This window comes from Kitasatospora sp. NPDC002227 (assembly GCF_040296285.1).
GTDB lineage: Bacteria > Actinomycetota > Actinomycetes > Streptomycetales > Streptomycetaceae > Kitasatospora.
Genome location: NZ_JBEOWY010000017.1, coordinates 100,640 through 125,354 on the forward strand (window position 1 = coordinate 100,640; position 24,715 = coordinate 125,354).

The following is a 24,715-nucleotide window of genomic DNA, read 5'->3' on the forward strand; positions in this document are numbered from 1 at the left end:
ACTCCACCCGCTTGGCAGGATGCTGACGGGGTTCGCCTCCGACAGGCCTTGCTGGCCCGGGAACCGCCTGAGCAGAATTGCTGTCCATCCGCCGCCCCAGGCGACTGCATCGAACAGATTCCGGCTCAGCTAAGGACCCTCTGATGCACCCTCTCTCCTCGGCTCAGCGCCGCCTCTGGTTCCTGGACCGGCTGGGAGGTGCCGGAGTCGCCTACAACGTCCCGGTGGTGCTCCGGCTGCGGGGCACGCTCGACACCGAGGCCCTCGCCGCGGCCCTGGCCGACCTGGCCGCCCGGCACGAGGTGCTGCGCACGGTGTATCGCGAGCGCGACGGCGAGCCTTGCCAACTCGTCCTGCCGGCCGCCGAGATCAGCATTCCGGTGGTCCGGACGAGCTGCACCGCCGAGGGGCTGGCGGCCGCCGTGACCGCCGCCCACGAGCACCTCTTCGACCTCGCCACCGACCTGCCGCTGCACGCCGAGCTGATCACACCGGCGGGCGCGGAGGAGTCGGTGCTGGTGCTGGTGATCCACCACATCGCCACCGACGGCTGGTCGATGGGCCCGTTCATGCAGGGCCTGTCCGCCGCCTACACGGCCCGGCTGCGGGGCGAGGCACCCGACTGGGAGCCACTCGCGGTGCAGTACGCGGACTACGCGCTCTGGCAGCTGGACGAACTGGGCACGCTCGACCAGCCCGGCAGCCACCTCGGCTCCCAACTCGCCTTCTGGCGCGAGACCCTGGCCGGCCTGCCGGCCGACCCGCCGCTGCCCGCCGACCGCGTGCGCCCGGCTCGCTCCTCGCACCGCGGCGGGCGGCTGCTGCGGGTGCTCGACCCCGAGCTGTGGGAGGCCCTGCGCGAGCGGGCCCGGGCCGCCGACGTCACGCCGTTCATGCTGGCCCAGGCGGCGGTCGGCGCGCTGCTCGCCCGCAGCGGCGCGGGCACCGACCTCGCCCTCGGCACGGTGGTCGCCGGGCGCGGCCGGCCGGAACTGGACGAGCTGATCGGCTTCCTGGTCAACACCCTCGTCCTGCGCACCGACCTCTCGGGCGACCCGAGCGTCCCCGAGCTGCTCGAGCGGGTCCGCGGCTCCGCGCTGGCCGCCTTCGCCCACCAGGAGCTGCCCTTCGACCGGCTGGTCGAGGAGCTGGCACCGGCCCGTACGCTGGGCCGCCACCCGCTCTTCCAGGTGCTGCTGCTCTGGGAGTCCGGCGGCGATCCCAACCTCGAACTACCCGGCGTCGACTGCCGCCTGGCCGACATCGAAACCGATCTGGTCAAGTTCGACCTCGAGTTCGGCTTCGCCGAGCGCCCCGACGGCGGCCTGCTCATGCTGGTCGGCTACGCCGGCGACCTCTTCGACCGCGCCACCGCTGAGGCCCTCTCCGACCGGCTGCTGCGGGTGCTCACCCAGGTCGCGGCCGACCCGGGCGTCCGGGTCGCCGACCTCGAACTGCTCACCGCCGAGGAGGAGGAGCTGGTCAGCCGCAAGTGGAGCGGCGGCGAGGGAGTCACCTCCGCCGTGCTGGCCGCCCTGGCCGTGCCGGAGCTCGCCGCAGGCCCGCCCCCGGGCACCCGGCTGCTGGTCCTCGACCCCTACGGCCGGCCCACCGCGCCCGGCATGCCCGGCCTGCTGCACCTGCTCGCCGAGGGGGAGGCCGAGCCCCGGCCCACCGGGGCCCTGGTGAGCTGGACCGCCACCGGCGACCTGCTGCCGCGCCGCCCCGACGGCGCCCCGGCCGTGCAGCCCTCGGCCGCTCCGGCCGCTCCGACCGCCGACGCCGCCCTGGCCGACGACCGGCACACCGAGCTGGTCTGCGAGCTCTTCGGCGAGGTGCTCGGCGTGCCCGGGATCGAGCCGGAGGACAGCTTCTTCGACCTGGGCGGCCACTCGCTGCTCGCCTCCCGGCTGGCCAACCGCCTGCGGCAGGCCCTCGGCGTACAGGTCACCGTGGCGGCGGTCTTCGAGCACCCGACCCCCGCCGCGCTGGCCCGCGCGCTGGCCACCGGCGGCCGCCGCGCCCGGCGCGCCCTGCGGCCCGCCAACTCACCGTCCACCCAGCCCAGCTAGCATTCCGGAGAGGCAGCCACCCATGTCCACGACCCCCCTCACCCTCGACCGGGCCCAGGACGCCGTGCGGCGGATCACCGCCGAGATCCTGGAACTCGACGACATCCGGCTGGACGACAACCTGCTCGAGCTGGGCGTCGACTCCCTGGTGGCGACCCGGATCGTCGCCGCGCTTCGCACCGAACTCCAGCTGGACATCCCGCTGTTGAACGTCTTCGAGAGCCCCGAGGTCGGCGAGTTCGCCGAGTCCCTCCTCGAACTCGACCCCGACGCCGAGGTCTGAGCCGTGGCGGGCGTACCGGGGCAGTTCCCCTACGATGCCGGCATCCACCCGACGGGGTACACCTCCCGGCTCTGGACCATGCGCCAGCTGGCCGGGCTCCAGAGCGCCGCCGCCACCAACGAACGGTTCAAGGAACTGCTCGCCCTCGGCGAGACCGGCCTCTCGCTCGCCTTCGACCTCCCCACCCAGCTGGGCCTCGACCCGGACGCCCCGCTCGCCGACGGCGAGGTCGGCGGCACCGGCGTCTCGGTGGCCACCGTGGACGACCTGGCGGGCGTCTTCGCCGGGATCCCGCTCGACCAGGTCTCGGTCTCCTTCACCATCAACGCCACCGCGCCCATGCTGCTCGCCATGTGGATCGTGGTCGCCGAGGAGCAGGGCATCGCCCCGACCGCCCTGCGCGGCACCCTGCAGAACGAGATGCTCAAGGAGTTCCTCGCCCGCAAGGCCTACGTCTACGACCTCGGCACCAGCGTCAGCTACGGGCTGGACGTGATCGAGTACTGCGTGCGCGAGCTGCCCCGGGTCAATCCCGTCTCGGTCTCCGGCGGGCACGCCCGCGAGGCCGGGGCGGACGCCGCGCTGGAAGTCGCCTGCGCGCTGGCCGCCGTGGACGAGTACCTGGGCGGCATGGTCGCGCGCGGCTTCGCGGCCGAGGAGGTGGCCGCCCGGTTCAGCTTCATTTTCGGCACCGACATGGAACTCCTCAAGGAGGCCGCCAAGTTACGTGTCGCCAGGCGGCGCTACGCCGAGCGGATGCGCGAGCGCTGGGGCGCGCGCGATCCGCGCGCGATGAAGCTGCGCACCCAGGTCAACACCTTCGGCTCGGCGCTGGCCTACCAGGAGCCGCTCAACAACATCGTGCGCGCCACCGTGCAGGCGATCGCCGCCGTGCTCGGCGGCACCCAGTCGCTGCACGTGTGCAGCTTCGACGAAGCAGTGCAGACCCCCGGCCCGCTCGGTGCTCGGATCGCCCTGCGCACCCAGCAGATCCTCGCCGAGGAGACCGATCTGGCCCGCTACGTCGACCCCTTGGGCGGCTCGCACGTGGTCGAGGGTCTGGTCGAGCAGCTCGGCGCCGAGGTGGACGACTGGCTGCGGCGGATCGAGCAGCGCGGCGGCATGGCCGCCTGCATCAGCTCCGGCTGGCTGGAGGGCGAGATCGAGGAGCTGGCCTACCGCGACCCCGGCCCCACCGTCGGCGTCACCCGGCCCCGGCGCTCCGACTCCGAGAACCAGCTGCTGCTCGCCGAGCGGCACACCGCGCTCGGCAGCCGCCGCGACGTCAAACGCCTCCCCTGGGGCCCGGAGCTGGACCGCCTCCGGGCCGACGCCACAGCCGGCCGCAACGTCCTGCCCGCCCTGATCGACGCCGCCCGCGCCCGCGCCACCATCGGCCAACTCACCGAAGCCATGCGGCCGGAGCCTCCGGCCCCCACCCGGCACAGCGAAGTCCACACCCTGCACAGCGAGCCCCCCGCCCAGCAAGGCGAAGCCCATGCCCTCGCTGCGGGTGGCGAAGCCCACCCGCCCGCCGACCCCGGCGGAGCCCCCGCCCCAACCTCCACCTCCACCTCGACTTCGGAGTGAGTGATGGCCGTGACCAGTCTGATCGAGGCGGTACGCAGCGGGGCCGAGGGCGCCGAACTGCTCGCCTGTGAGGTGCCGGAGAGCTTCCGTGCGGTGCACCTGCGGCGTGCGGACGAGACCCTGTTCGACGGCGAGAGCGGCGAGACCGGCGAGCGCGACGTCCGCCGCACCCTGCACGTCGGCGAGGTGCCGATGCCGGAGCTGGCGCCGGACGAGGTGCTGATCGCCGTGATGGCCTCCGCCGTCAACTACAACACCGTCTGGTCGGCGATGTACCGCCCGATCTCCACCTTCCGCTTCCTCGACCAGTTCGCCCGCCAGGGCGGTTGGGCCGCCCGGCACAGCCTGGACCACCAGGTGGTCGGCTCGGACGCGGCCGGCGTGGTGGTGCGGGTGGGCAGCGCGGTGCGGCACTGGAAGCCGGGCGACAAGGTGGTGGTCAACCCGCCGTACATCGACGAGCAGGACCCGGTGGCCCAGCAGGACGGGATGCTCACCACCGGCATGCTGGCCTGGGGCTTCGAGACCAACTTCGGCGCCTTCGGGGACTTCTGCGTCGCCCGGGCCACCCAGCTGGTGCGAAAGCCGCCGCACCTGTCCTGGGAGGAGGCGGCCTGCAACACGCTGTGCCTGGGCACCGCCTATCGCATGCTGATCGGTGACCGCGGCGCCCGGATCACGATGGGCGACGTGGTGCTGATCTGGGGCGCGGCTGGCGGCCTCGGCTCGTACGCCGTCCAACTGGTGCGCCAGGCCGGGGGGATCGCGGTCGGGGTGGTCGGCTCGGACGGCAAGGCGGAGCTGCTCGAGCGGCTCGGCTGCCACCTGGTGGTCAACCGCAACGACATCGGCCTGGGCGAGGACGGCCCGGGCGACAAGCCGGCCTGGAAGGTGCTGGGTTCGATGATCCGCAAGGAGCTCGGCGAGGACCCGCACGTGGTCTTCGAGCATGTCGGCCGGGCCACCTTCGAGACCTCGGTCAACGTGGTGCGGCGCGGCGGCGCCGTGGTCACCTGCGGCTCCAGCAGCGGCTACCAGCACAGTTACGACAACCGCTACCTCTGGATGAAGCTCAAGCGGGTGATCGGCAGCCACGGCGCGAGCGCCTGGGAGGCGGTGGCGGCCAACCGGCTGCTGAGCCTCGGCCTGGTGGTGCCGACGCTGTCGAAGGTCTACCCGCTGGACCAGGCCCCGGAGGCGACCCGCTCGGTGCAGCTCAACGAGCACGAGGGCAAGGTCGGCCTGCTGGGGCTGGCCACCGCCGAGGGCCAGGGCGTCGAGGACTGGGCGCTGCGCAAGCGGATCGGCGAGGACCGGCTGCGCCTGTTCCGCGACCACGCCGCCGCGCACCCGGTGCCCGCCCCCGGTGACACTCCCGCGCCCGTCTCGGCGGTGGGCCGGTGAGGACCGTGTCCGCGGCCTTCCGCCGCCAGGCCGCCGCCACCCCGGACGCGATCGCGCTGGCCGATGCCGGGCGCACCCTCAGCTACGCCGAACTCGATGCCCGGTCCGAGGCCTTGGCGCACCTGCTCGAGACCGAGGGCGTGCGGCCGGGCGACCGGGTGGCGGTCTGCTTCGAGCGCTCGGTCGAGCTGGTGGTGGCCCTGCTCGCCGTGCTCAAGGCCGGGGCGGCCTACCTGCCGCTGTCGCTGACCGAGGCCCCGGCCCGGCTGGCCGCCATGCTCACCGACGCCGGGGTGGAGCTGGCGGTCTGCGACCGGGCGGGCGCCCGACTGCTCGCCGGGCAGCACGCCCGCACCCTCACCGAGCTGCCCGAGCCGGGCGCGGGCCGGGCCACCGCCGAGCCCGGGCCCGAGCAGGTGGCCTGCCTGATGTACACCTCGGGCTCCACCGGCCGCCCCAAGGGCGTGATGGTGCCGCACCGCGCGGTGGTCAACCTGGTCACGGCGCCCAACTACGTGGAACTCGGCCCGTCCGACCGGTTGTTCCAGCTCGCACCGGTGGCCTTCGACGCGGCGACCCTGGAGATCTGGGGCGCGCTGCTGAACGGCGCCCGGGTGGAGATCCCCCCGCCCGGCCCGGTCGGCCCCGGCGAGCTGGCGGTGCTGCTGCGCGAGCGCGGCATCACCGTGCTCTGGCTGACCGCCGCGCTCTTCCACCGCCAGATCGACGCCGACCCCGCCTCGCTGGCCGGGCTGCGCACCGTACTGGCCGGGGGTGACGTGCTCTCCACCGAGCACGTCCGCCGCCTGCTGGCCGCCGCCCCCGGCCTGGAGGTGGTCAACGGCTACGGACCGACCGAGGCCACCACCTTCTCGCTCTGCCACCGCATCGCCCCCGGCGAGGACTTCACCACCTCGGTGCCGATCGGGCGCCCGCTGCAGAACGTCCTGGTCGAGCTGCGCGGGCCCGCCGGGCCGGCCGAGGAGGGCGAGCTGTGGGTGGCCGGGGCGGGGGTCTCGCTCGGCTACTGGCAGCGGCCCGAGCTGACGGCCGAGCGCTTCGTGCCCGACGCCGAGGGTCGGATCTGGTACCGCACCGGCGATCTGGCCCGGCGGCGGCCGGACGGCGTGGTGGAGTTCCTCGGCCGGCTCGACGGCCAGTTCAAGCTGCACGGCCAGCGGGTCGAGTCCGGCGAGATCGAGAACGTGCTCGCCGAGCACCCCGAGGTGCGCCAGGCCGCGGTGGCCGTGCGTACCAACCACCTGGGCGATCCGCGCCTGGTGGCCTGGCTGACCCTGGCCGCCGGGGAGTTGCACCGGCGGGAGCTGCGGTCCTTCCTGCGCGAGCGGCTGCCCGACCACATGGTCCCGGCGCTGTTCGCCACCGTCGAGGAGCTTCCGGTCACCGCCAACGGCAAGGTGGACCGCAGGGCCCTGCCGGACCCGGACTGGAAGTCGAAGGCCCTTTACCTCTGAGCCCGGTCGAACTGACGTATCGTCAGCGCGACATCGCTCGACCTGCACCACCGTCACATGGGAGAAAGCCTTGCTGTCCGTCTCTGACGCGGCGTCCACCCGCAAGCCCGGAAAACGCGACGTCCGGCTGTGGATCACCGGCACCAGCGTCTCGCTCTTCGGCGACGCCGCCCTGTGGATCGCCCTCGGAGTCTGGGTCCACGACCTCACCGGCTCCAACGGGGCCGCCGGCCTGGCCTTCGCCGCGTACGTCATCCCCCGGCTCGGCGCGCCCTTCCTCGGCCTGGTGGTCGACCGGTTCCGCCGGCGCCCGCTGATCGCGCTGCTCAACTTCGTGCTGGCCGGCTGGGTCTCGCTGGCCTTCCTGGTCCACGACAAGCAGCAGGTCTGGCTGCTCTACCTGGTGCTGTTCGGCGTCGGCCTCGGCGTCGGCATGCACAACGCGGCGGGCAGCGCGCTGCTCACCAGCCTGGTGCACCCGGACGAACTCGGCCGTACCAACGCCCTGCTGCGCACGGTGCAGGAGGGCGGCATGCTGGTCTCGCCCGCCGTCGGCTCGGCACTGTACGTCTGGGCCGGGCCGCGTGCGGTGGCCGGACTCGAGGCCGTCACCTTCCTGGTCTGCAGCCTGTGCGTGCTCGCCGTGCGGGTGGACGAACCCAGGCCCGAGCCGCCGAGCGGCACCATCGGGCGCGAACTGGTCGCCGGAGTGCAGCACTTGGTCCGGACCCCCCGACTGCGCTCGGTCTCGGTCGCGATGGGCGGCGGCCTGCTCGGCTTCGGCTTCATCGAGACCGTGATCTACGCCGTCGCCGACCAGGGCCTGCACAAGGCGGCCGCCTTCGTCGGCGTGCTCACCGTCGGCAAGGGCATCGGCTCGGTGCTCGGCGGGATCCTGGGCATGCGGGTGCTGAAGAAGCTCGGCAACGGCCGCGAGGCGATGCTCACCGTCTACGGCCTGGCCCTGATGGCGCTCGGCTGCGCAATCCTGATGCTGCCCGGCGTGGTGCTGGCCATGGTCGGCGTCTTCGTGATCGGGCTCGGCATCCCCGGCGCCGTGGTCGGCCTCTACACCTCGATGCAGCGCTACTCCCCGGCCAATCTGCAGGGCCGGGTGGCCTCCGCCGCCAGCATGCTCGCCACCACCCCGCAGGTGCTCGCGGTGGCCACCAGCGCCGCACTGATCGCCTCGGTGGACTACCGCGTGCTGCTCGCCGTGATGGTCGCCCTGATCGCCTCCAGCGCCAGCTACCTCGCCCTGCGGGCCCGTTCCTTCCCCGACACCGGGGAGTCGGCCCTCGGCGGCCCCGCCCCGGCGCTCGAAACGGAGACCTCCTGATGGCCGCAGGCACCGACGTGACGGTCCTCCCGCTCACCCCGCAGCAGCGCGGGGTCTACTTCCTGCACTGCCTCGCGCCCGACAGCGCCGTCTACAACGTGCCCATCATGCTGCGGGTGCTCGGTGACCTGGACGTGCCGCGTCTGCAGCGCGCGGTCGACCTGCTCCGCTCGCGCCACCAGGCCCTGCGGCTGACCGTCGAGGAGCGGGACGGCGAGCTGCTCCAGCTGATCCACCCCGCCCGTACGGCTCCCGCCGTGACCATCGAGCACGGCCCGGCCGCCGACCTCACCACCGCTGCCGCCGAGGCGGTGCGCCGCGCCGCGCTGCCCTTCGAGATCACCCGCGGGCCGCTGTGGCGGGTGAGCGTGCTCACCGTCGGGCCCGCCGAGCACGTGCTGATGCTCTGCTTCCACCACATCGTGATCGACGAGGTCTCCGCCACCGCCCTGGCCGCCGAACTGCACCGCGCCTACAAGGACCCGGACGGCCCCGACCCGGCCGGGCCCGAGCACCGCTACGCCGACTTCTGCGCCGACCTGGCCGCCGAACCGGCGCCCGCCGTCATGGAGTTCTGGCGCCGGCAGCTCGCGGGCCTGGACACGCTGCGCCTGCCGGAGGAGCACATCCCCGAGGAGCACGGCCTCTTCACTGGCGACCGGATCGGCTTCACCCTGCCCGCCGGGACGGCCGAGCAGGTCACCGCCGTCTGCCGGGCGCACCGGGTCTCGGAGTTCATGGTCTTCCACGCCGCGTTACTCGTGCTGCTGCACCGCTGGACGGGCGCGGCCGACCTGGCCGTCGGCACCCCGATGGCGGGCCGCACCGACGAGCGGTACGCCGAGACCATCGGCTTCTTCCAGAACACCGTGGTGCTGCGCAACCGCCTCACCCCCGAGCTCACCTTCGCCGCCCTGCTCAAGGCCGGCCGCCGCACCGTCCTGGAGGCGCTGCAGCGCGAGTCGGCGGCCTTCGAGCGGGTGGTCGAGGCCGTCCGCCCGGCCCGGGACGGCGGGCGCAACCCGCTCTTCCAGGTCGCCCTGGTCTTCAACCGCCGCAAGGTGGAGCAGGACTGGACCCTGCCGGAGCTCACCGTCGAGCCGCTGCCGTTCAGTTGGAAGACCTCGCACTTCGACCTGACCCTCACCATGCTGCACGAGTACGGCGTACTCAAGGGTGATTTCGCCTTCAGCGCCCAGCGCCTCTCCCGGGAGACCGCCACCCGGCTGGCCGAGGCCTTCGTCGTGCTGATCGGCGAACTCACCGCCCGTCCCGAAGGATTGCTCGACGAGGCCGAGCTGCAGACCAGGGCCGCCCGGGACCGCGTGCTCGCGCTGAGCGCGGCCGAGGGCAGGTACGTGCTGGACGGGCGCGGACGCCCGCAGCCGCTCGGCTTCTACGGCCAGGTGCACACCGGCCGCCCCGGCGGCTTCCGCCCCACCGGTGAGCGCGGCCGCTTCACCGGCCAGGGCCGCTTCGAGCTCTGGCGGGACCCGGTGGCCGCCGCGCTCACCGCCCACCCGGCCGTCGCACGGGCGGCCCTGTCCGAGGCCGCCGGGGAGAGCGTCGCCTGCGTGGTGGCCCACCCCGGCGCCGAACTACCCTCCGGCCGCGAGCTGTTCACCCACCTGCAGGCCCGGGTGCCGGGCTACCTGCTGCCGCAGCGGATCCTCCCCGTCACGGAACTGCCTGCCGATGCCGCCGAGTTGGCCGCGCTGCTGACCGCCGCACCGGCCGCACTGCCGGAGGAGGAGCCGCAGGGCGAACTGGAGCTGCGCCTGGCCGCGCTGTTCGAGGAGCTGCTCGGGGTGCCGGGCCTCGCCCGCCACGACGACTTCTTCGACTACGGCGGCCACTCCCTGCTCGCCGTCCGGCTGGTCGGCCGGATCACCGAGGAGCTCGGACTCCCGGTCAGCGTCGGGGTGTTCATGAACCACCCGACCGTCGCCGGGCTGGCCGCCGCGATGTCCGACGGCTCGGCCACCGCCCTGCCGCCGGGCGTGGTCCGGCTGCGGGCCGGCACCGACGGGGGCAAGACCGCGCTCGCCCTGATCCACCCCGTCGGCGGCACCCTGATGTGCTACGGCGAGCTGGTCCGGCGCCTGCCCGAGGGCATCGAGGTGATCGGCCTGGAGCGGGTGGCCGGCGCCCACCCCGAGGACGCCTCCTACCCGGCCCTGGTCGACCGCTACGCCGCCGCCCTCGCCGAGGCCCTGCCGGGCAGGCCGCTCGCCCTCTGCGGCTGGTCCCTCGGCGGCGTGCTGGCCCACTCGGTGGCCGCACGGCTCGCCGGACTCGGCCACCAGGTCGAGCTGGTGTCCCTGCTCGACTCGCTCGCCCAGCGCACCGCCTGGGACGCCGACCGGATGGCCGCCACCGCCCTCGAGCTGCACCGGCTCGCCGCCGAGGTGCGTGCCGGCGGCACCGGGGTGATCGGCCGGACGGACGAACAGCGTTTGCTGATGCGGCGGTTCGGCGTCGACCTGGCCGCCCTGCACGAGACCCCGCCCGAGCAGGCCGCCCGGATGCTGGCGGACTGGGGCCGCCTGCTCGCCCTGGTCGCCGAGTGCGCGCCCGAACCGAACGCCCTGCCCGTCCAGTTGGTGCTCTGCGCCGACAACCCGGCCGGGTACCCGGAAGCGCTGGCCGCCAGCTGGGCGGGCCTGTACGGCACCCTGGAGCAGCTCTCGGTGCCCGGCAGTCACACCGAGGTGCTCGCCACCCCGGCCGTCGACCTGGTGGCGGCGGCGCTCGCCGAGCGGATAGCCCGGTCATGAGCCGGGTCGCCGAGGACTGGTACGAGAGCGCGGGCGTGCGCAGCCGCCCGCGCCGCACCCTGGCCGAGGAGCGCGAGGCGGGCCTGGCGGTCTTCCCCGCGCAGCTCGTCCCGCACCTCGCCCACCCGGCCGTGGCGGAGCTCGGCACCGACGCCCGCGCCGCCCTGCTCGCCCAGCACTTCTACCAGTACATGTACTTCACCACCCACCTGGAGACCAGGGTGGTGAACCGGGGCACCGCGCTGATCGCGCACGGGCAGGTGGACTTCACCCTGGACCCGCGGGCCCGGCTGGACGCCTTCAAGATCTACTGCGACGAGGGCTACCACGCCCTCTTCAGCCTCGACCTCGTCCAGCAGGTGGAGAAGTCGCTGGGCATCCCCGCCCTGCCCTACGACTTCGCCCCGCGGCTGGCCCGGCTGGAGCGCACGGCCGAGACCTTCCTGCCCGGCCACGGCTCGCTCGGCCAGCTGCTCCAGGTGGTCGCCTTCGAGACGGTCGTCACCCGCTTCCTCGCCCAGATCCCGCGCGACCAGGGCGTCTTCCGGGTGGTCCGGGAGGCGGTGGACGACCACGTCCGCGACGAAGTCCACCACCACGCCTACTTCGTGAAGTTCTTCAAGGAGCTCTGGGCCGCCCTCTCCCCCGCCCTGCGCCGCCGAGTCGCCTGCGCGATGCCGCACTTCGTCAACGACTGCCTGCGCCCCGACCTGGCGCCGGTCCGCGCGGCCCTGCGCTCCGTCGGCCTGCCGGCCGGCACCACGGCCGACGTTCTGGCGGACTGCTACCGCGAGGACGTCCTGGCCGCCACCGTCCGCGAGGCCGGCCGCCACACCCTGGGGCTGTGCGAGACGGTCGGCGCCTTCGACCACCCCGAGGCCCGGGAGCAACTCCATCTCCTCGGCCTGGCCTGAGCGGCCCGCCCTGCTGCTAGCCTCTGGCCTGACTTCCGCTCAGCCACGCTCTTTTCGAGAGGTTTTCGACGTGACCCTGCACACCGACACGGCCTGGATACTCTTCTTCGCGGGCGTCATCTTCACGGTGGCGCTGCTGCTCGGGGTGTGGAAGTGGCAGAAGATGTCCACCTCGCCGACCGGCCAGGCGCACCCCTACGTCGACATCGCCCACCGCTCGGCCCTGCTCTACTCCTTCGCGGCCGGGCTCGTCTCGGCCTTCGTGCAGTTCTCCGAGTGGCCCGCGGGGGTCAACCTCGCGGCCGGCGGCACCATGGTGGCACTCTTCCTGATCACCATCGCGAACTACACCCGCCTCGGCCTGCAGGGCACCACCGAGAACCAGATGCACAACCCCCCGAGCAGCATGCGCGGCGTCCTGGCCCTGCTGATCGTCGGCGAGATCGGCGGCTTCCTGGTCCTCCTCACCGGCTTCGCCGCCGCCCAGCTCTGACCGCAGGCGCCGTCAGTACGCCCGCCAGCCCTCCTCGTCCACCCCGCCCGGGACGGCGGCGGCCGGGCCGTAGGGCTCGCGGGTGAGGACGAAGGAGCCGAGGTCGAGGTGGCTGACGGCGCCGTCGGGGGTGTGGACCACCCGGAGGGTCTCGCCCGCGTAGTAGCCGTCGAGGCCGGTCCAAGTGCCGTCCGGCTCGGGGCGGAAGCGGGAGTCGCGGGTGCCGCCGCCGAGGGGGGCGAGCTCCAGGTGGCGGTCGGCCTTCACCCGCAGCACGTTCGGCGCGGCGCCCCAGTACCAGGGGCCGGTGAGGGCCAGCAGCTCCTGGTCGACCTCGGCGAGCGGGCGCCAGGGCTCGGGCAGCCGGGGCTCGTGCTCGGCGGTGAGGGCGATCAACCGGGCCGCGAGCAGCGGGGTGTTGGCACCGCTGGTGGCGTTGGAGAGGGCGAAGGCGGCCAGGCCGTCCGGCTCGCTGATCCACAGGCCGGCCGTGAAGCCGGGCATCGAGCCGGAGTGCCCGTACAGCACCCGGCCTTCGTGGCGGCGCAGTTGCAGCCCGAGGCCGTACGCGGAGGTCCAGCCGTCGTCCTCCGGGCCGACGGCGGGGCGGCGCATCTCCTCCAGGCTCGCCAGGCTCAGCACTGTCGCGTCCCCGCCCGCCAGGAAGGCCGCCCAGCGGGCCAGATCGGCGCCGGTGGACCAGAGTTGGCCCGCCGGGCCCATCAGGCCGGTGTCGGTGAGGGGCTCCGGCAGCATCACGTCCGCCCAGGGGTGGACGGCGAAGCCGCCGGCGTGCGGCGCGGCGGGGAGCAGCGTGGTGCGGGTCATGCCCAGCGGGGCCAGCACCTCCCGCCGCAGCACCTCTCCCCAGGGCCGGCCGCGCAGCCGCTCCACCAGCGCGCCGAGCAGGGCGTAGCCGGGGTTGGAGTAGTGGTGGCGCCGCCCGGCGGGGTGCTTGGGCGCGGGCTCCACCAGGTCGCCGACCGAGGGCCGGAGCGAGCCGTCGGTCCGCTCCCACCAGGGCGCGGGCGTCTCGGCGGCGAGCCCGGCGGAGTGCGCGAGCAGCTGGGCGACGGTGGCGCCGTCGGCCGGGGTGCCGGGCAGGTGGCGGGCCAGCGGGTCGGCGAGGTCGAGCAGGCCTTCGTCGCGCAGGCGCAGCACCAGGACGGCGACGAAGGTCTTGGTGAGCGAGCCGATCCGGTACTGCACGTCGAGGTCGGGCGCGTGCCCGTCGACCATGCTGCGCGCGCCGTCCCAGACCAACGACCCGTCCCGCAGCACCCCGGCGACCAGCGAGGGCGTCCGCCCCTCGGCCTGCGCGACGGCGAGCCGGTGCAGCAGGGCACGCCGGGTGGTCGGGAGCAGCTCGGCGGTCATCTGGGCCTCTCGGTCGTGCCTGGTGGTCGGACCCAACCTAGGTCACACCCCGTCAGCACGGCCAGCCGTTAGGGTCTGTCCGGCCGATCACGTCAGATCAGCGGGCGGCGTTGGGGTGCGTGCATCGGCGGCGCCGACGAAGAAGTCCATGCGGAGCATCGGCGACTGAGGAGAAGCCGGCGAGGCGCGTGCCCCGGCGTCGCCCGCCTGGCGTGATCGGCCGGACAGACCCTAAAGCCGTGGCAGCTCCGGCTGCTGGAGCCAGGCCTCGAACAGCGGGCCGAGCGGGGTGGTGGCGTAGCGCGAGGCGTGCGCCACCAGGTCCGCGGTGGCGACCACGCCGTGCCGGTTGAGCGAGGCCCAGTCCCGCAGCATGGCGAAGAACGGCTCTTCGCCGAGGGCCTGGCGCAGGGCGTGCACGGCCAGGCCGCCGCGCTGGTAGAGGCGGTCGTCGAACATGAGCTTGCGGCCCGGGTCGCCGAGCACCAAGTCCTGCGGGAGGCCGGCGAGCAGCCGGTGCGCGGCGGCCGCGTGGGCTGCGGCGACGGGGCCGCCGGCCTGCTCGGACCAGAGCCACTCCGCGTACTTGGCGAAGCCTTCGTTGAGCCAGATGTGCCGCCAGTCGGCGATGGTGACGCTGTTGCCGAACCACTGGTGGGCCAGCTCGTGCGCGATCAGCCGCTCGCGCTCCCAGCCGCCGCCGAGGTGGTTGGTGCCGAAGGTGGCCACGCCCTGGGCCTCGACCGGGACGTCGAGCTCCTCGTCCGCGACCACCACCGCGTACTCGCCGAACGGGTAGGGCCCGAAGACCTCGGTGAAGTGGGCCATCATCTCGGGCTGCCGGGCGAAGTCCCGGGTGAAGGCGGGCACCAGCCGGTCGGGCACGTACCCGGTCTGCGGCACGCCCGGGCGCGCGGCCACCGGCACCGGGCGGTAGTGCCCGATCGAGACCGTCACCAGGTACGGCGAGGTCGGCGCGCTCTGCTCGTACACCCAGGTGGTGCTGGAGGCCTTGGTGGTGCGGGTCAGCAGGCGGCCGCTCGCCACCACGGTGAACGGGGATGGGGTGGTGACGGCGATCTGGTAGGTCGCCTTGTCGGCCGAGCGGTCGTTGCAGGGGAACCAGGACGGCGCGCCGATCGGCTGGCTGGCCACCAGCGCGCCCTCCGTCAGCTCCTCCCAGCCCAGGCCGCCCCAGGGGCTGCGCACCGGGCGCGGGTTGCCCGCGTAGTGCACCTCGACGGTGAAGGCCGCGCCCGCCGCGAGCACCTTGGCCGGGCGGATCCGCAGCTTGCCGCCCCGGTGGGTGTACCGGGCGGCGGACTTGCCGTCGACCAGCACCCGGCCGATCCGGAACTCGGCCAGGTCCAGCGCGAACTCCTCCAGCGCTGTGTTGGCCACCGCGCTGACCCGGGCCTTGCCGGCCAGCCGGTTCGGGCCGGGCTGGTAGTCCAGCGTCAGCTCGTAGCGGTGGGCACGGAAGCGGTGGTCGCCGCTGTTCGGGAAGTACGGGTCCGGGGCGCCGGCGGCCGCGGGGGCGTGCTTGGACTTCACGGGGGCGAGGGCTTCCTGCGGGCCGGGACTGGTGGTCATGACGTGGTCTGCCACGCCTCGATCGGGTTGCCCAGCCACCGCGTGTCCGCGGGTACCGACTCGGCCCCCATCACCAGCGAGGCCGGGCCCAGCGTGCTGCGCTCGCCCACCGTGCTGCCGGGCAGCACGATGCCGCCCGGGCCCAGGGTGGCGCCCTCGCGGAGTTCCACAGTATCCATCCTCATGATCCGGTCGTGGAAGAGGTGGGTCTGCACCACACAGCCACGGTTGATGCTGACCCCGTCACCCAGCGTCACCAAGTCCGCCTCGGGCAGCCAGTAGCTCTCGCACCAGACGCCCCGGCCGACCCGTGCGCCGAGCGCCCGCAGCCACAGGTTGAGCGCCGGGGTGCCCGGCACCGACCCGATCAGCCACGGCACCGCGAGCACCTCGACGAAGGTGTCGGCGAGCTCGTTGCGCCACACGAAGCCGCTCCACAGCGGGTGCTCCACCGCGCGGAACCGACCGACCAGCACCCACTTGGCCACCACCGCGACCGCGCAGGCCACCGCACCCGCGCCCAGCAGCACCAGGCCCGAGAGCAGCCCGGCCGCCACCGGCGACCAGGCCGTGGCCAGCCGGGACAGCGCGGCGGCCGTCAGCAGGCCGAGCGCCCCGGAGGCGAGCACCGGCAGCACCCGGCCGACCTCGACCAGCCCGCGCGCCCAGAGCAGCCGGGCCGGCGGCTCGTAGGTCAGGCTCTGGTCGGCCTGGTCGGCGGCGCGCGGCAGCTTCATCGGCGGCATGCCCAGGTACGAGCTGCCCTTCTTGGCCTTCTCCGGGGTGGCCGACAGCACGCCGACCAGTCCGCGCTCGGGCACCGAGCGGCCGGGCGCGGTCATCCCCGAGTTGCCGAGGAAGGCCCGCTCGCCGACCTTCGCCTCACCCAGGCGCAGCCAGCCGTTGCCCAGCTCGTAGGGCGCCATCAGGGTGTCGTCGGCCAGGAACGCGCCGTCGCCGACCGTGGTCAGGCTGGGCAGGGCGAGCACGGTGGACACCTCGGCGCCCTTGCCGACCCGCATGCCGAGCGCCCGCAGCCACAGCGGGGTGACCAGCCCGGCGTACAGCGGGAAGAGCACCTCGCGGGCCTGGTCCATCAGCTGGGTGACCGTCCAGGCCTGCCAGCCGACCCGGCCGTGCAGCGGGTGCACACCGGTCACCAGGCCGACGCTCAGCAGCCGCACCAGGGCGACCAGCTGCGCCGCGTAGACGGCGCCGTACGCCAGGGTGGCGGGCAGCAGCCCGAGCAGCGCGCCGCCGAGGGCCTCGCCGAGGCCGACGCCCTGCGGGACGGTCAGCGAGAGCACGGCCAGCGCGGCCAGGCCCGGCAGCACCGGGAGCAGGCTCAGCACGGCCCCGCCCGCGCCGTACAGCGCGGCCCAGCCGGCCCGGCGCGGCGCGCGGGACTTGGGCCAGAACCGCTCGGCGCGGCCCAGCTTCACGGCGGGCGCGCCGCCCCAGCGCTGGCCGGTCGGCACCTGGCCGGTCACGCTGGAGCCGGCCACCACCTGGGCCCGCTTGCCGACCTTGGCGCCCGGCTGCAGCGAGGAGCGGGTGCCGACCACGGCGCCGGAGCCGACCTTGAGCTGGCCGATCTCCAGCCGGTCGCCGTCCAGCCAGTAGCCGGAGAGGTCCACCTCGGCCTCGACGGCGCAGCCGCGGCCGAGCTTGAGCATCCCGGTGACCGGGGGCAGCGAGTGCAGGTCCACCTCGGGGGCGACCTTGGCGCCCAGCGCGCGGGCGTAGCGGGTCAGCCAGGCGCCGGAGAGCGAGGTGGCGCCGGACAGCTCGGCCAGGCGCTCGGCCGTCCACAGCCGCAGGTGCACGCTGCCGCCGCGCGGGTGGCTGCCGGGGCGCACGCCGCGCAGCAGCAGCCGGGCGCCGCCGGCCGCCAGGGCGAGCCGGCCCGGCGGGGTCCAGAGCACCAGGGCCCCGGCGGCGACCGCCCACCAGGAGGCGGTGGGCGCCCAGGGGAAGTCCCCGAGGCGGGTGAGCAGGTTGCCGGCCGCGAGCAGGGCGACCGTCCAGCGCAGGCCGACCACGGTGAGGAGCGGGATCAGCAGGAGCAGCTGCAGCACCTTGGCCCTGGTCGGCACCAGGCTGACGGTCCGCGCCTCGCCGCCCTCGGCGGCGGAGCCCTCCAGGTGCCGGGCCAGCTTGCGCAGGGTCGGCTGCTGGTAGATGTCGAGCACCGCGACGCCCGGGTAGCGGGTGCGCAGCAGGGTGGTCAGCCGGGCCGCCGCCAGGCTGCCGCCGCCGATCGCGAAGAAGTCGTCGCGCGGCCCGCTCACCTGCACGCCGAGGATCTCGGCCCACTGCTCGGCCAGCCAGGCCTCGGTGCCGTACAGCTGCTCGCTCGGCCCGGCGCTCTCCAGCTCGGGCAGCGGCCAGGGCAGGGCATGGCGGTCGACCTTGCCGGAGGTGCGGGTGGGCAGGCTGTCGACCGGCGCGAGCAGCGGCACCAGGGCGGCGGGCAGCTCGGCGCGCAGCCGCTCGACGGCCTGCTCGCGGTCGAAGCCGTCCTGGATCACCAGGTAGCCGACCAGGAGCTGGTTGCCGCCGCGCGCGGTGCGGACGGCGGCAGCCGCCCCGGCCACGCCGGGCAGGGCCTGCAGGGCCGCGTCCACCTCGCCGAGCTCGATCCGGCGCCCGCCCAGCTTGATCTGCTCGTCGGTGCGGCCGAGGAAGCGCAGGCCCGCCGGGTCGGCCTGCACCAGGTCGCCGCTGCGGTAGGCGCGCTGCCAGCCGAGCGAGTCGAGCGGGGCGTACTTCTCGGCGTCCTTCTCGGGGTCGAGGTAGCGGGCCAGGCCGACGCCGCCGATCACCAGCTGGCCGGTGCCGCCCGCCGCGACGGGCTCGCCGGCCTCGTCCACCACGGCGAGGTCCCAGCCGTCCAGGGGCAGGCCGATCCTGACCGGGCCGTCGCCGGTGAGCAGTGCGGCGCAGGCGACCACGGTGGCCTCGGTGGGGCCGTAGGTGTTCCAGACCTCGCGGCCCTCGGTGACCAGGCGCTGCACCAGCTCGGGCGGGCAGGCCTCGCCGCCGAAGATCAGCAGGCGGACTTCGTTCAGGGCCTCGGCCGGCCAGAGCGCGGCCAGGGTCGGCACGGTGGAGACCACGGTGATCTCCTGCTCGGCCAGCCAGGGGCCGAGGTCGGCGCCGCTGCGCACCTGGGCGCGGGGCACCGGCACCAGGCAGGCGCCGTGCCGCCAGGCCAGCCACATCTCCTCGCAGGAGGCGTCGAAGGCCACCGAGAGCCCGGCCATCACGCGGTCGCCCGGGCCGATCGGCTCCTCCTGGAGGAAGAGCGCGGCCTCGGCGTCCACGAAGGCGGCGGCGCTGCGGTGGGTGACGGCCACGCCCTTGGGCTTGCCGGTCGAGCCGGAGGTGAAGATGATCCAGGCGTCATCGGCCGGGGTGGGGCGGCGCTCCTGGGCCCCCGGTCGCGGCGCCGTCACCTCGATCGAGCGCTCGGCGCCGATCACGGCGGCGACCTCGGCCTCGCCGAAGACCAGCTCGGCCCGCTCCTGAGGGTCCTCGGCGTCCACCGGGACGTACGCGGCGCCGGCCGCGAGCACGGCCAGGATCGACACGTACAGGTCGTTGGTGCCCGAGGGCACCCGTACGCCCACCCGGCTCCCCGCCCCGATCCCGGCGGCGGCCAGCCTGCGGCGCAGCTGCTCGACCTCGGCGGCCAGCGCGCGATAGCTCAGCACGGTGCGGCCGTCGTCCAGGGCGGGCTCGCCCGGGTGGTCACGGACGGTGGCGTCCAGGAGATCGACCAGGGTGCGCGGCGCGGCGGCCGGGCGGCCCGGGAACAGCGCTCGCGCTGTGGTGATCGGCAGGATCGGTTCTGCAGTCATGGCGCCCATCTGCTCCTCGCTCCGGACAACCCGACCGATGCTAGCCCGGGGCCGGAGCGGGCGCCTGGGGGCCTTTCCGGCCCAACTGGCCTTTCGGCGATCGAATCTGACGATCCGTCAGTGAACAATCAGGGCTGCCCGTACTGGACATGACGATCCGTCAGCTGTTTTGACGGTCTGTCAGATGAAATTCCGCCACGTGACCCACACCACAGCGAATACTGCTCCTTCCGGGCCGTGATCACCCGTTCAGGCGCACCTCGGACACCTGCGGCCAGCCGGGCGGCCACACCCGCCGTACGGCGCGGCGCCAGGTGCGGGGGTCTGCGGCAGCCGGGTCGGCGAGGGTCAGTGTCACGACCGCCCGCAGGGCGCCGGCCTCGCCGGTGAGCTCGACCGCTGCCGCGTGGACGCCGGGCAGGGCGGCCACCGCGGCCTCGGCCTCGGTGAGGTCGAGGCGGCGGCCGACCCAGTCGCGGACCCGGTCGGCCGGGCCGAGCAGCCGGATCCGGCCCTGGCCGTCGATCCAGGCCCGGTACCCGCTGGGCCGGGGGTCGTCGGCGAAGGCGAGCAGCCCGGGCACGCCCTGCGGCAGGGCCCGCCCCGCCGGGGTCACCACCCGGTAGCGGCGCCCGGCCGGCCCACCGGTCAGGACCGCCCCGCCGGCCGGCCACTCGCAGCGGCCCAGCCACCCCAGGGCTTCGTCCTCAAGGTCCAGCTGCTCCGCCCGGGCCGGCTGGAACCGCACCACCGGCCGCCCCGCCGGCTCACCGGGCGGCGCCGCCGCCTCCGCCCCGGGCTCGAAGAGCTCCGCCAGCGGCCGGCCGGGCTCCGCCGTCGCCGCCGCGAGCAGCCGGGCGTACCCGGCGGCGAACCGCCCGGCGGCGGCGCCGTCGAGCACCAGGGTGGAGTGGTCGAGCCGCCCGTACGCGCCCTCCCCCTCCCGCCGCAGCTGCAGGGTCAGGTCGAAGGACTGGGTGGAGTTCGGCGCGAAGAAGTCCCACTCGGCCTCGAGCCCCGGCACCTCGCCGAGGTCACGGACCACCGTCGGGTAGGAGACCCCGACTCCGTCGAAGGCGCCCTGGGTGACGTCCACCCCGTGCCGCTGCCGCAGCTGCCGCAGCACCCAGGCGAACGGCACCCGCCGGTGGCGCTGCACCAGCGCCAGCGCCCGCCCGCTCACGGCCAGCAGGTCGGTGAAGCTCGCCCCGGCGGGGACGTCGACCAGGCAGGGCACCACGTTGACCTGCAGCCCGATCAGCTCCCTGGTGCCCGGCTCGCTGGTGTCCGCCGGGATGCCGAGGACGAAGCGGGTGTTCCCGTACTCGTGCAGCCGCGCCGCCGCCCCGGCCACCAGCCCGGTGAAGAAGCTGACCCCGGCGGCCTTGGCCAGCGCGGCCAGCCGGGCGCAGGTCTCGGCGGGCAGGTCGAAGCGCGGGGTCGGCTCGACCGTCCGGCCGCCGGCCGGGAGCGCGCTCTCGCGGCGCGGCAGCACCAGCCCCGGCAGGTTGGGCAGGTCGGCGGCCAGCCAGTGCCCGACCACCTCGGCCAGCTCGGCGTCGATCGACGGATGTTCCGGGATGTCCACCGCCGCCCGTGGCCGCAACCCCTCCGGCGAGCGCAGCTCGCCGAGCGCGCTCAGGAACTGCCGGGCGAAGAGGAACTTCGACCGCCCGTCGAAGGCGATGTGGTGCACCGCCACCACCAAGGTCCGCCGCAGCTCGTCGTGTTCGAGCAGGTAGAAGGCGATCGGCGGCCGTTCGGTCAGCCGCCACGGCCGCAGCCGGTGCTCGCGGTGCCACCGGCGGGCGCAGCTCAGCTCCTCCCCGGGCGGGGCCGCGACCGTCACCTGCTCGAAGCTGAGCACCTGCTCCGCCGGGTGCACGGCGATCCGCGCCGGCGTCGCGCCCTCCCCGGGCACCACCAGCCCACGCAGCTGCGGATGGTCCGCACACACCGCCAGGCAGGCCGCCCGCAGCTGCCCGGCCGTCGCCGCGCCGCGCACCAGCACCGAGAAGATGCCGCCGTTGATGCTCTCGGGGTGGAGCAGCTGCTCCAGCCACATCGACTCCTGCGCGGGCGACAGCGGGACAACTACGGGCTGGTCAGGCGAGGGCCTCGCCGGTGCCGTCGAGTTCACGTCGTTTGACCTTCCCGCTGGTGGTGAGCGGCAGTTCGGCCACCCGCAGGAAGCGGGTGGGGACCATGTAGTCGGGCAGTTCCGCCGCGCAGGCGGCCCGCAGGGCCTCGGCGGTGGGCTCGGCCGCCGGGTCGAGCACCACGTAGGCGTGCAGGGTGGTGGAACCCGCCCGGGTGCGGCCGACCACGGCGGCCCGGCGCACGCCCGGCAGTTGACTGAGCACGGCCTCGATCTCCCCGGGCTCCACCCGGTAACCGCGCACCTTCAGCTGATCGTCGGCCCGGCCGACGAAGTGCAGCAGACCGTCCTCGCACCGCACTACGTCACCGGTGAAGTAGACCCGCCGCAATTGGCTGTCTGCATCCGCCAGTTCGCGGAACTTCTCGGCGGTGAGCCGGTCGTCACCGAGGTAGCCGACGGCCAGGCAACGCCCGCCGACCACCAGTTCGGCCTCCTCGCCCTCCTCGAAGGCCCGCAGTCTGCCCTCCGCCACCCGGTACAGCTCCGCGCTCACGGCGGGGCCGCCGAGCGCGGGGAGCACGGGCCAGTCGGCCGGATCCCCGGAGAGCCGGTGCTCGGTCACCACGTGCGTCTCGCTCGGCCCGTAGTGGTTGACCAACTCGGCGTCAAGGCCCGCGAAGAACGCCCGCACCTCACGGTTGACCACCAGCCGCTCCCCGGCCACCACCACCTCCCGCAGCGCCGGCAGCTGCCTGCCGGTGGCGCCGCAGGCGATGGCCAGCGCGTGCAGACCGGTGACCGGCAGGAAGGCCCGCACCACCGCCTGCTCGGCGAGCAGCCGGCCGAGCAGGAACGGATCGCGCCGCTGCTCGTCGTCCGCGACCACCAGGGCAGCGCCACTGGCCCAGGCGGCCACCAACTCCTGGTAGCCGACGTCGAATCCGACCGAGGCCGCGTGGCAGGTCCTCGGCACCTCGGGCAACACCCAGCCCGCCCGGTGCCAGTCCGCGATGTCCGCGAGCACCACCGAGGGCACCGCGACGCACTTGGGCGCACCGGTCGAGCCCGAGGTGCCGATCACGTACGCCAGCGGCCCGCTCTCGGCCAACATTGCTCCGCAGACGGGAAGTTCGTCGACCGGGAGCTCGGCGACCCCGAGCCCGGCCTCCGCCGTGCCCGGGTCGCGCAGCACCAGAACCGTGCCCGAGACCTTCACCAGGTGGGCCGTGCGCGCCTGCGGCACCGACGGGTCGAGCGAGTTGACGGCCGCGCCGGCCCGCCAGACGCCGAGCAGGGCGGCGCACCGCCACCAGCCGCGCGGGGCCAGCAGCCCCACCACCTCGCCCGGCCGGACCCCGCGTGCGGCCAGCCCGGCCGCGATCTCCCCGGAGAGCCGGTCGAGTTCGGCGAAGCTGTGCTCCCGGCCGCCCGCCACCACGGCGGCCCGCCCTGGGTGCGCCGCACAGGCGGCCAGCAAGCCCTCGACCAGGGTCATCAGAGCTCCACGGTGACGCCGGAGGAGAGCCAGTGGTGCAGCTGGACGGCGGCCTCCACACTCATCCTGGTCACCCCGGCCCGCAGGCCGAAGGAGGCTTCGTACAGCGCGGAGTCGACCCGGTCGGCGTCGAGCAGCTCGTTGACCGGGGCGCTGCGGTCGGCCCGGATGGCGCGCAGCTGCTCGCGCAGCGCGATCCGGTAGGCCGGGTCCTGCACGGTCGGGTACGGGGACTTCTTGCGCTCGAGGACGGCGGCCGGCAGCAGGTCGCGCACGGCGGCCCGCAGCAGGCTCTTCTCCCGCCCGTCGGCGACCTTCATCTCCCACGGCACGTTGTAGACGTACTCGGCGAGCTCGTGGTCGCAGAACGGCACCCGGCCTTCGACCGAGGCGGCCATCCCGAGCCGGTCCTTGCGGTCGAGCACCACCCGCAGGTAGCGGGTCATGTTCAGGTAGGTGATCTCGCGCATCCGCCGCTCCCGCGGGCTCTCGTCACCGCTGAGCGGCACCTCGGCGAGCGCCTCCCGGTAGCGCTCGCGGACGTACCCGGGGAAGTCGAGCTCGGCGTACAGCTTGCGGTCGAGCAGGCCGGAGAGGAACTCCATCCGGTGCGAGGCGCCGAGCCAGGGGAAGGTCTTGGAGTCCACGTAGAACGGGTCGTGGAACCAGACGTACCCGCCGAAGAGTTCGTCGGAGCCGTCGCCGGTCAGCGTGACGGTGGAGAACTTCCGGACTTCCTGCGACAGCCGGTGCAGGGACACGTACATGTCCAGTCCGGCCGCCGGGCGGTCCATCGCCCGCACCACCTCGGCCTGGGCCCGCGGGTCGGCCAGGTCGTCCCGGTGGATCAGCAACTCCCGGTGCTCGCTGCCGAGATGGGCCACCATCTGGTGCACGTACGGCGCGTCCGCCGAGTCGTGCACCTCGTCGGGGCGGAAGTTCTCCAGGTGGTAGGCGAACTCCATCGAGAAGGTCCGCAGTGGCGCCTGGCCGCCGAGCTGGCGGTTGACCAGCGCGCAGACGGCGGAGGAGTCGAGGCCGCCGGAGAGCATCGAGGAGATCGGCACGTCCGCCTCGACCTGCCGCCGGACGATGTCCTCGAGCAGCTCGCGCACCCGGCGCTCGGTGGCGGCCAGGTCGTCGGTGTGCGCGGCGGGGGCGAACTGCCAGTAGCGGGCCCGGCTCACGCCGTTTCGCCCGTAGCGCACCACCTCGCCGGGGATCACCTCGCGGGTGTGCTTGAAGACCGAGTACCCGGGTGTCGGGGTGAAGGAGAAGGCCTCGAGCAGGCCCTCGCGGTCGACCACCGGGCCGACCAGGCCGGTGGTGAACAGCGCCTTGGGCTCGGAGCCGAAGGCGAAGCCCCGCGGCGTCTCGGCGTAGAACAGCGGGTAGATGCCGAACCGGTCGCGGACCAGCACGAGTTCCTCGCGCCGCACGTCCCAGACCGCGAAGGCGAACATGCCGCGCAGCCGCTCGGCGCAGGCCGGGCCCCACTCCTGGTAGGCGCGCAGCACCACCTCGGTGTCGCTACGGTCGCGGAACTCATGGCCCCGGCGCCGCAGTTCGTCCCGCAGCTCGGTGAAGTTGAACACCTCGCCGGTGTAGCTGAGCACCACGCTCTCGCGGCCCTCGGCATCGGTGGCGATCGCGGGCTGGTGCCCGCCCTCCAGGTCGACCACCGCCAGCCGGCGCGGCACGAACACGGCGCACGGGGAGACCCACTCGCTCACCGCGTCGGGCCCGCGAAGCGGGAGGGCGTCACGCATCGCGGTGACGAGATCCTGCCGCCCGGAGAGATCGTCAACGAACGAGACCAGGCCAACTATGCCGCACATGAATCGGATCTCCCCGCCGCTACGAAGATTTGCCACAACTCCGGTTGCCGGATGATCGATTCAACAATTACCCCCGAGGAGCGTCAAGGCTCCCGGAGGGC

At 74.2% G+C, this 24,715-nt stretch carries 15 protein-coding genes; 9 read left to right on the forward strand and 6 right to left on the reverse strand.

Annotated features, from left to right (window positions below):
• Window positions 1-143 precede the first annotated feature (143 nt).
• The 9 genes from ABT095_RS17990 (at window position 144) to ABT095_RS18030 (ending at window position 12,347) form a co-directional block, all read left to right on the forward strand.
• Window positions 144-2,072 (forward strand): condensation domain-containing protein, encoded by a 1,929-nt coding sequence (locus tag ABT095_RS17990; protein ID WP_350530392.1) that lies wholly within the window; start codon window positions 144-146, stop codon window positions 2,070-2,072.
• A 22-nt stretch (window positions 2,073-2,094) separates the two neighbouring features.
• Entirely contained in the window at window positions 2,095-2,355 is a 261-nt protein-coding gene (locus ABT095_RS17995; RefSeq protein WP_350530393.1) for a phosphopantetheine-binding protein, read from the forward strand.
• A gap of 3 nt (window positions 2,356-2,358) precedes the next feature.
• Window positions 2,359-3,945, forward strand: a complete 1,587-nt coding sequence (locus ABT095_RS18000; protein WP_350530394.1) for a methylmalonyl-CoA mutase family protein — start codon at window positions 2,359-2,361, stop codon at window positions 3,943-3,945.
• 3 nt (window positions 3,946-3,948) lie between these two features.
• Window positions 3,949-5,349 carry a crotonyl-CoA carboxylase/reductase gene (gene ccrA / locus ABT095_RS18005; protein WP_502884913.1) on the forward strand — a complete coding sequence of 467 codons (1,401 nt, stop codon included), beginning with the start codon at window positions 3,949-3,951 and terminating at the stop codon, window positions 5,347-5,349.
• Window positions 5,346-6,824: an amino acid adenylation domain-containing protein gene (locus ABT095_RS18010; RefSeq protein WP_350530395.1), complete on the forward strand. Its 1,479-nt coding sequence runs from the start codon at window positions 5,346-5,348 to the stop codon at window positions 6,822-6,824. Before ccrA ends, ABT095_RS18010 begins: the two co-directional genes overlap by 4 nt.
• Window positions 6,825-6,894: 70 nt before the next feature.
• On the forward strand, window positions 6,895-8,163 hold the full coding sequence (locus ABT095_RS18015; protein ID WP_350530396.1) for an MFS transporter: 1,269 nt from the start codon (window positions 6,895-6,897) through the stop codon (window positions 8,161-8,163).
• The gene (locus ABT095_RS18020; protein ID WP_350530397.1) at window positions 8,163-10,940 is read left to right on the forward strand and encodes a condensation domain-containing protein; all 2,778 of its coding nucleotides are present in this window, start codon (window positions 8,163-8,165) and stop codon (window positions 10,938-10,940) included. Before ABT095_RS18015 ends, ABT095_RS18020 begins: the two co-directional genes overlap by 1 nt.
• Window positions 10,937-11,854 carry a diiron oxygenase gene (locus ABT095_RS18025; RefSeq protein ID WP_350530398.1) on the forward strand — a complete coding sequence of 306 codons (918 nt, stop codon included), beginning with the start codon at window positions 10,937-10,939 and terminating at the stop codon, window positions 11,852-11,854. Before ABT095_RS18020 ends, ABT095_RS18025 begins: the two co-directional genes overlap by 4 nt.
• 70 nt (window positions 11,855-11,924) lie before the next feature.
• Complete coding sequence (locus ABT095_RS18030) at window positions 11,925-12,347, forward strand: hypothetical protein (RefSeq protein ID WP_350530399.1); 423 nt, start codon at window positions 11,925-11,927, stop codon at window positions 12,345-12,347.
• A 12-nt stretch (window positions 12,348-12,359) separates the two neighbouring features.
• Here the strand turns inward: ABT095_RS18030 and ABT095_RS18035 are convergent, their stop codons facing one another.
• The 6 genes from ABT095_RS18035 to asnB all read right to left on the reverse strand — a co-directional run bounded on the left by ABT095_RS18035 (window position 12,360) and on the right by asnB (window position 24,614).
• Window positions 12,360-13,724, reverse strand: a complete 1,365-nt coding sequence (locus ABT095_RS18035) for a serine hydrolase domain-containing protein (RefSeq protein ID WP_350530400.1) — start codon at window positions 13,722-13,724, stop codon at window positions 12,360-12,362.
• 231 nt (window positions 13,725-13,955) lie between these two features.
• Window positions 13,956-15,317: a M1 family metallopeptidase gene (locus ABT095_RS18040; RefSeq protein ID WP_350530401.1), complete on the reverse strand. Its 1,362-nt coding sequence runs from the start codon at window positions 15,315-15,317 to the stop codon at window positions 13,956-13,958.
• Window positions 15,314-19,180: a Pls/PosA family non-ribosomal peptide synthetase gene (locus tag ABT095_RS18045; RefSeq protein WP_350530402.1), complete on the reverse strand. Its 3,867-nt coding sequence runs from the start codon at window positions 19,178-19,180 to the stop codon at window positions 15,314-15,316. Before ABT095_RS18045 ends, ABT095_RS18040 begins: the two co-directional genes overlap by 4 nt.
• 241 nt (window positions 19,181-19,421) lie before the next feature.
• Window positions 19,422-21,320, reverse strand: a complete 1,899-nt coding sequence (locus tag ABT095_RS18050; protein WP_350530403.1) for a condensation domain-containing protein — start codon at window positions 21,318-21,320, stop codon at window positions 19,422-19,424.
• Window positions 21,286-22,776, reverse strand: a complete 1,491-nt coding sequence (locus ABT095_RS18055; protein WP_350530404.1) for an AMP-binding protein — start codon at window positions 22,774-22,776, stop codon at window positions 21,286-21,288. Before ABT095_RS18055 ends, ABT095_RS18050 begins: the two co-directional genes overlap by 35 nt.
• Complete coding sequence (gene asnB, locus ABT095_RS18060; protein WP_350530405.1) at window positions 22,776-24,614, reverse strand: asparagine synthase (glutamine-hydrolyzing); 1,839 nt, start codon at window positions 24,612-24,614, stop codon at window positions 22,776-22,778. Before asnB ends, ABT095_RS18055 begins: the two co-directional genes overlap by 1 nt.
• Window positions 24,615-24,715 lie beyond the last annotated feature (101 nt).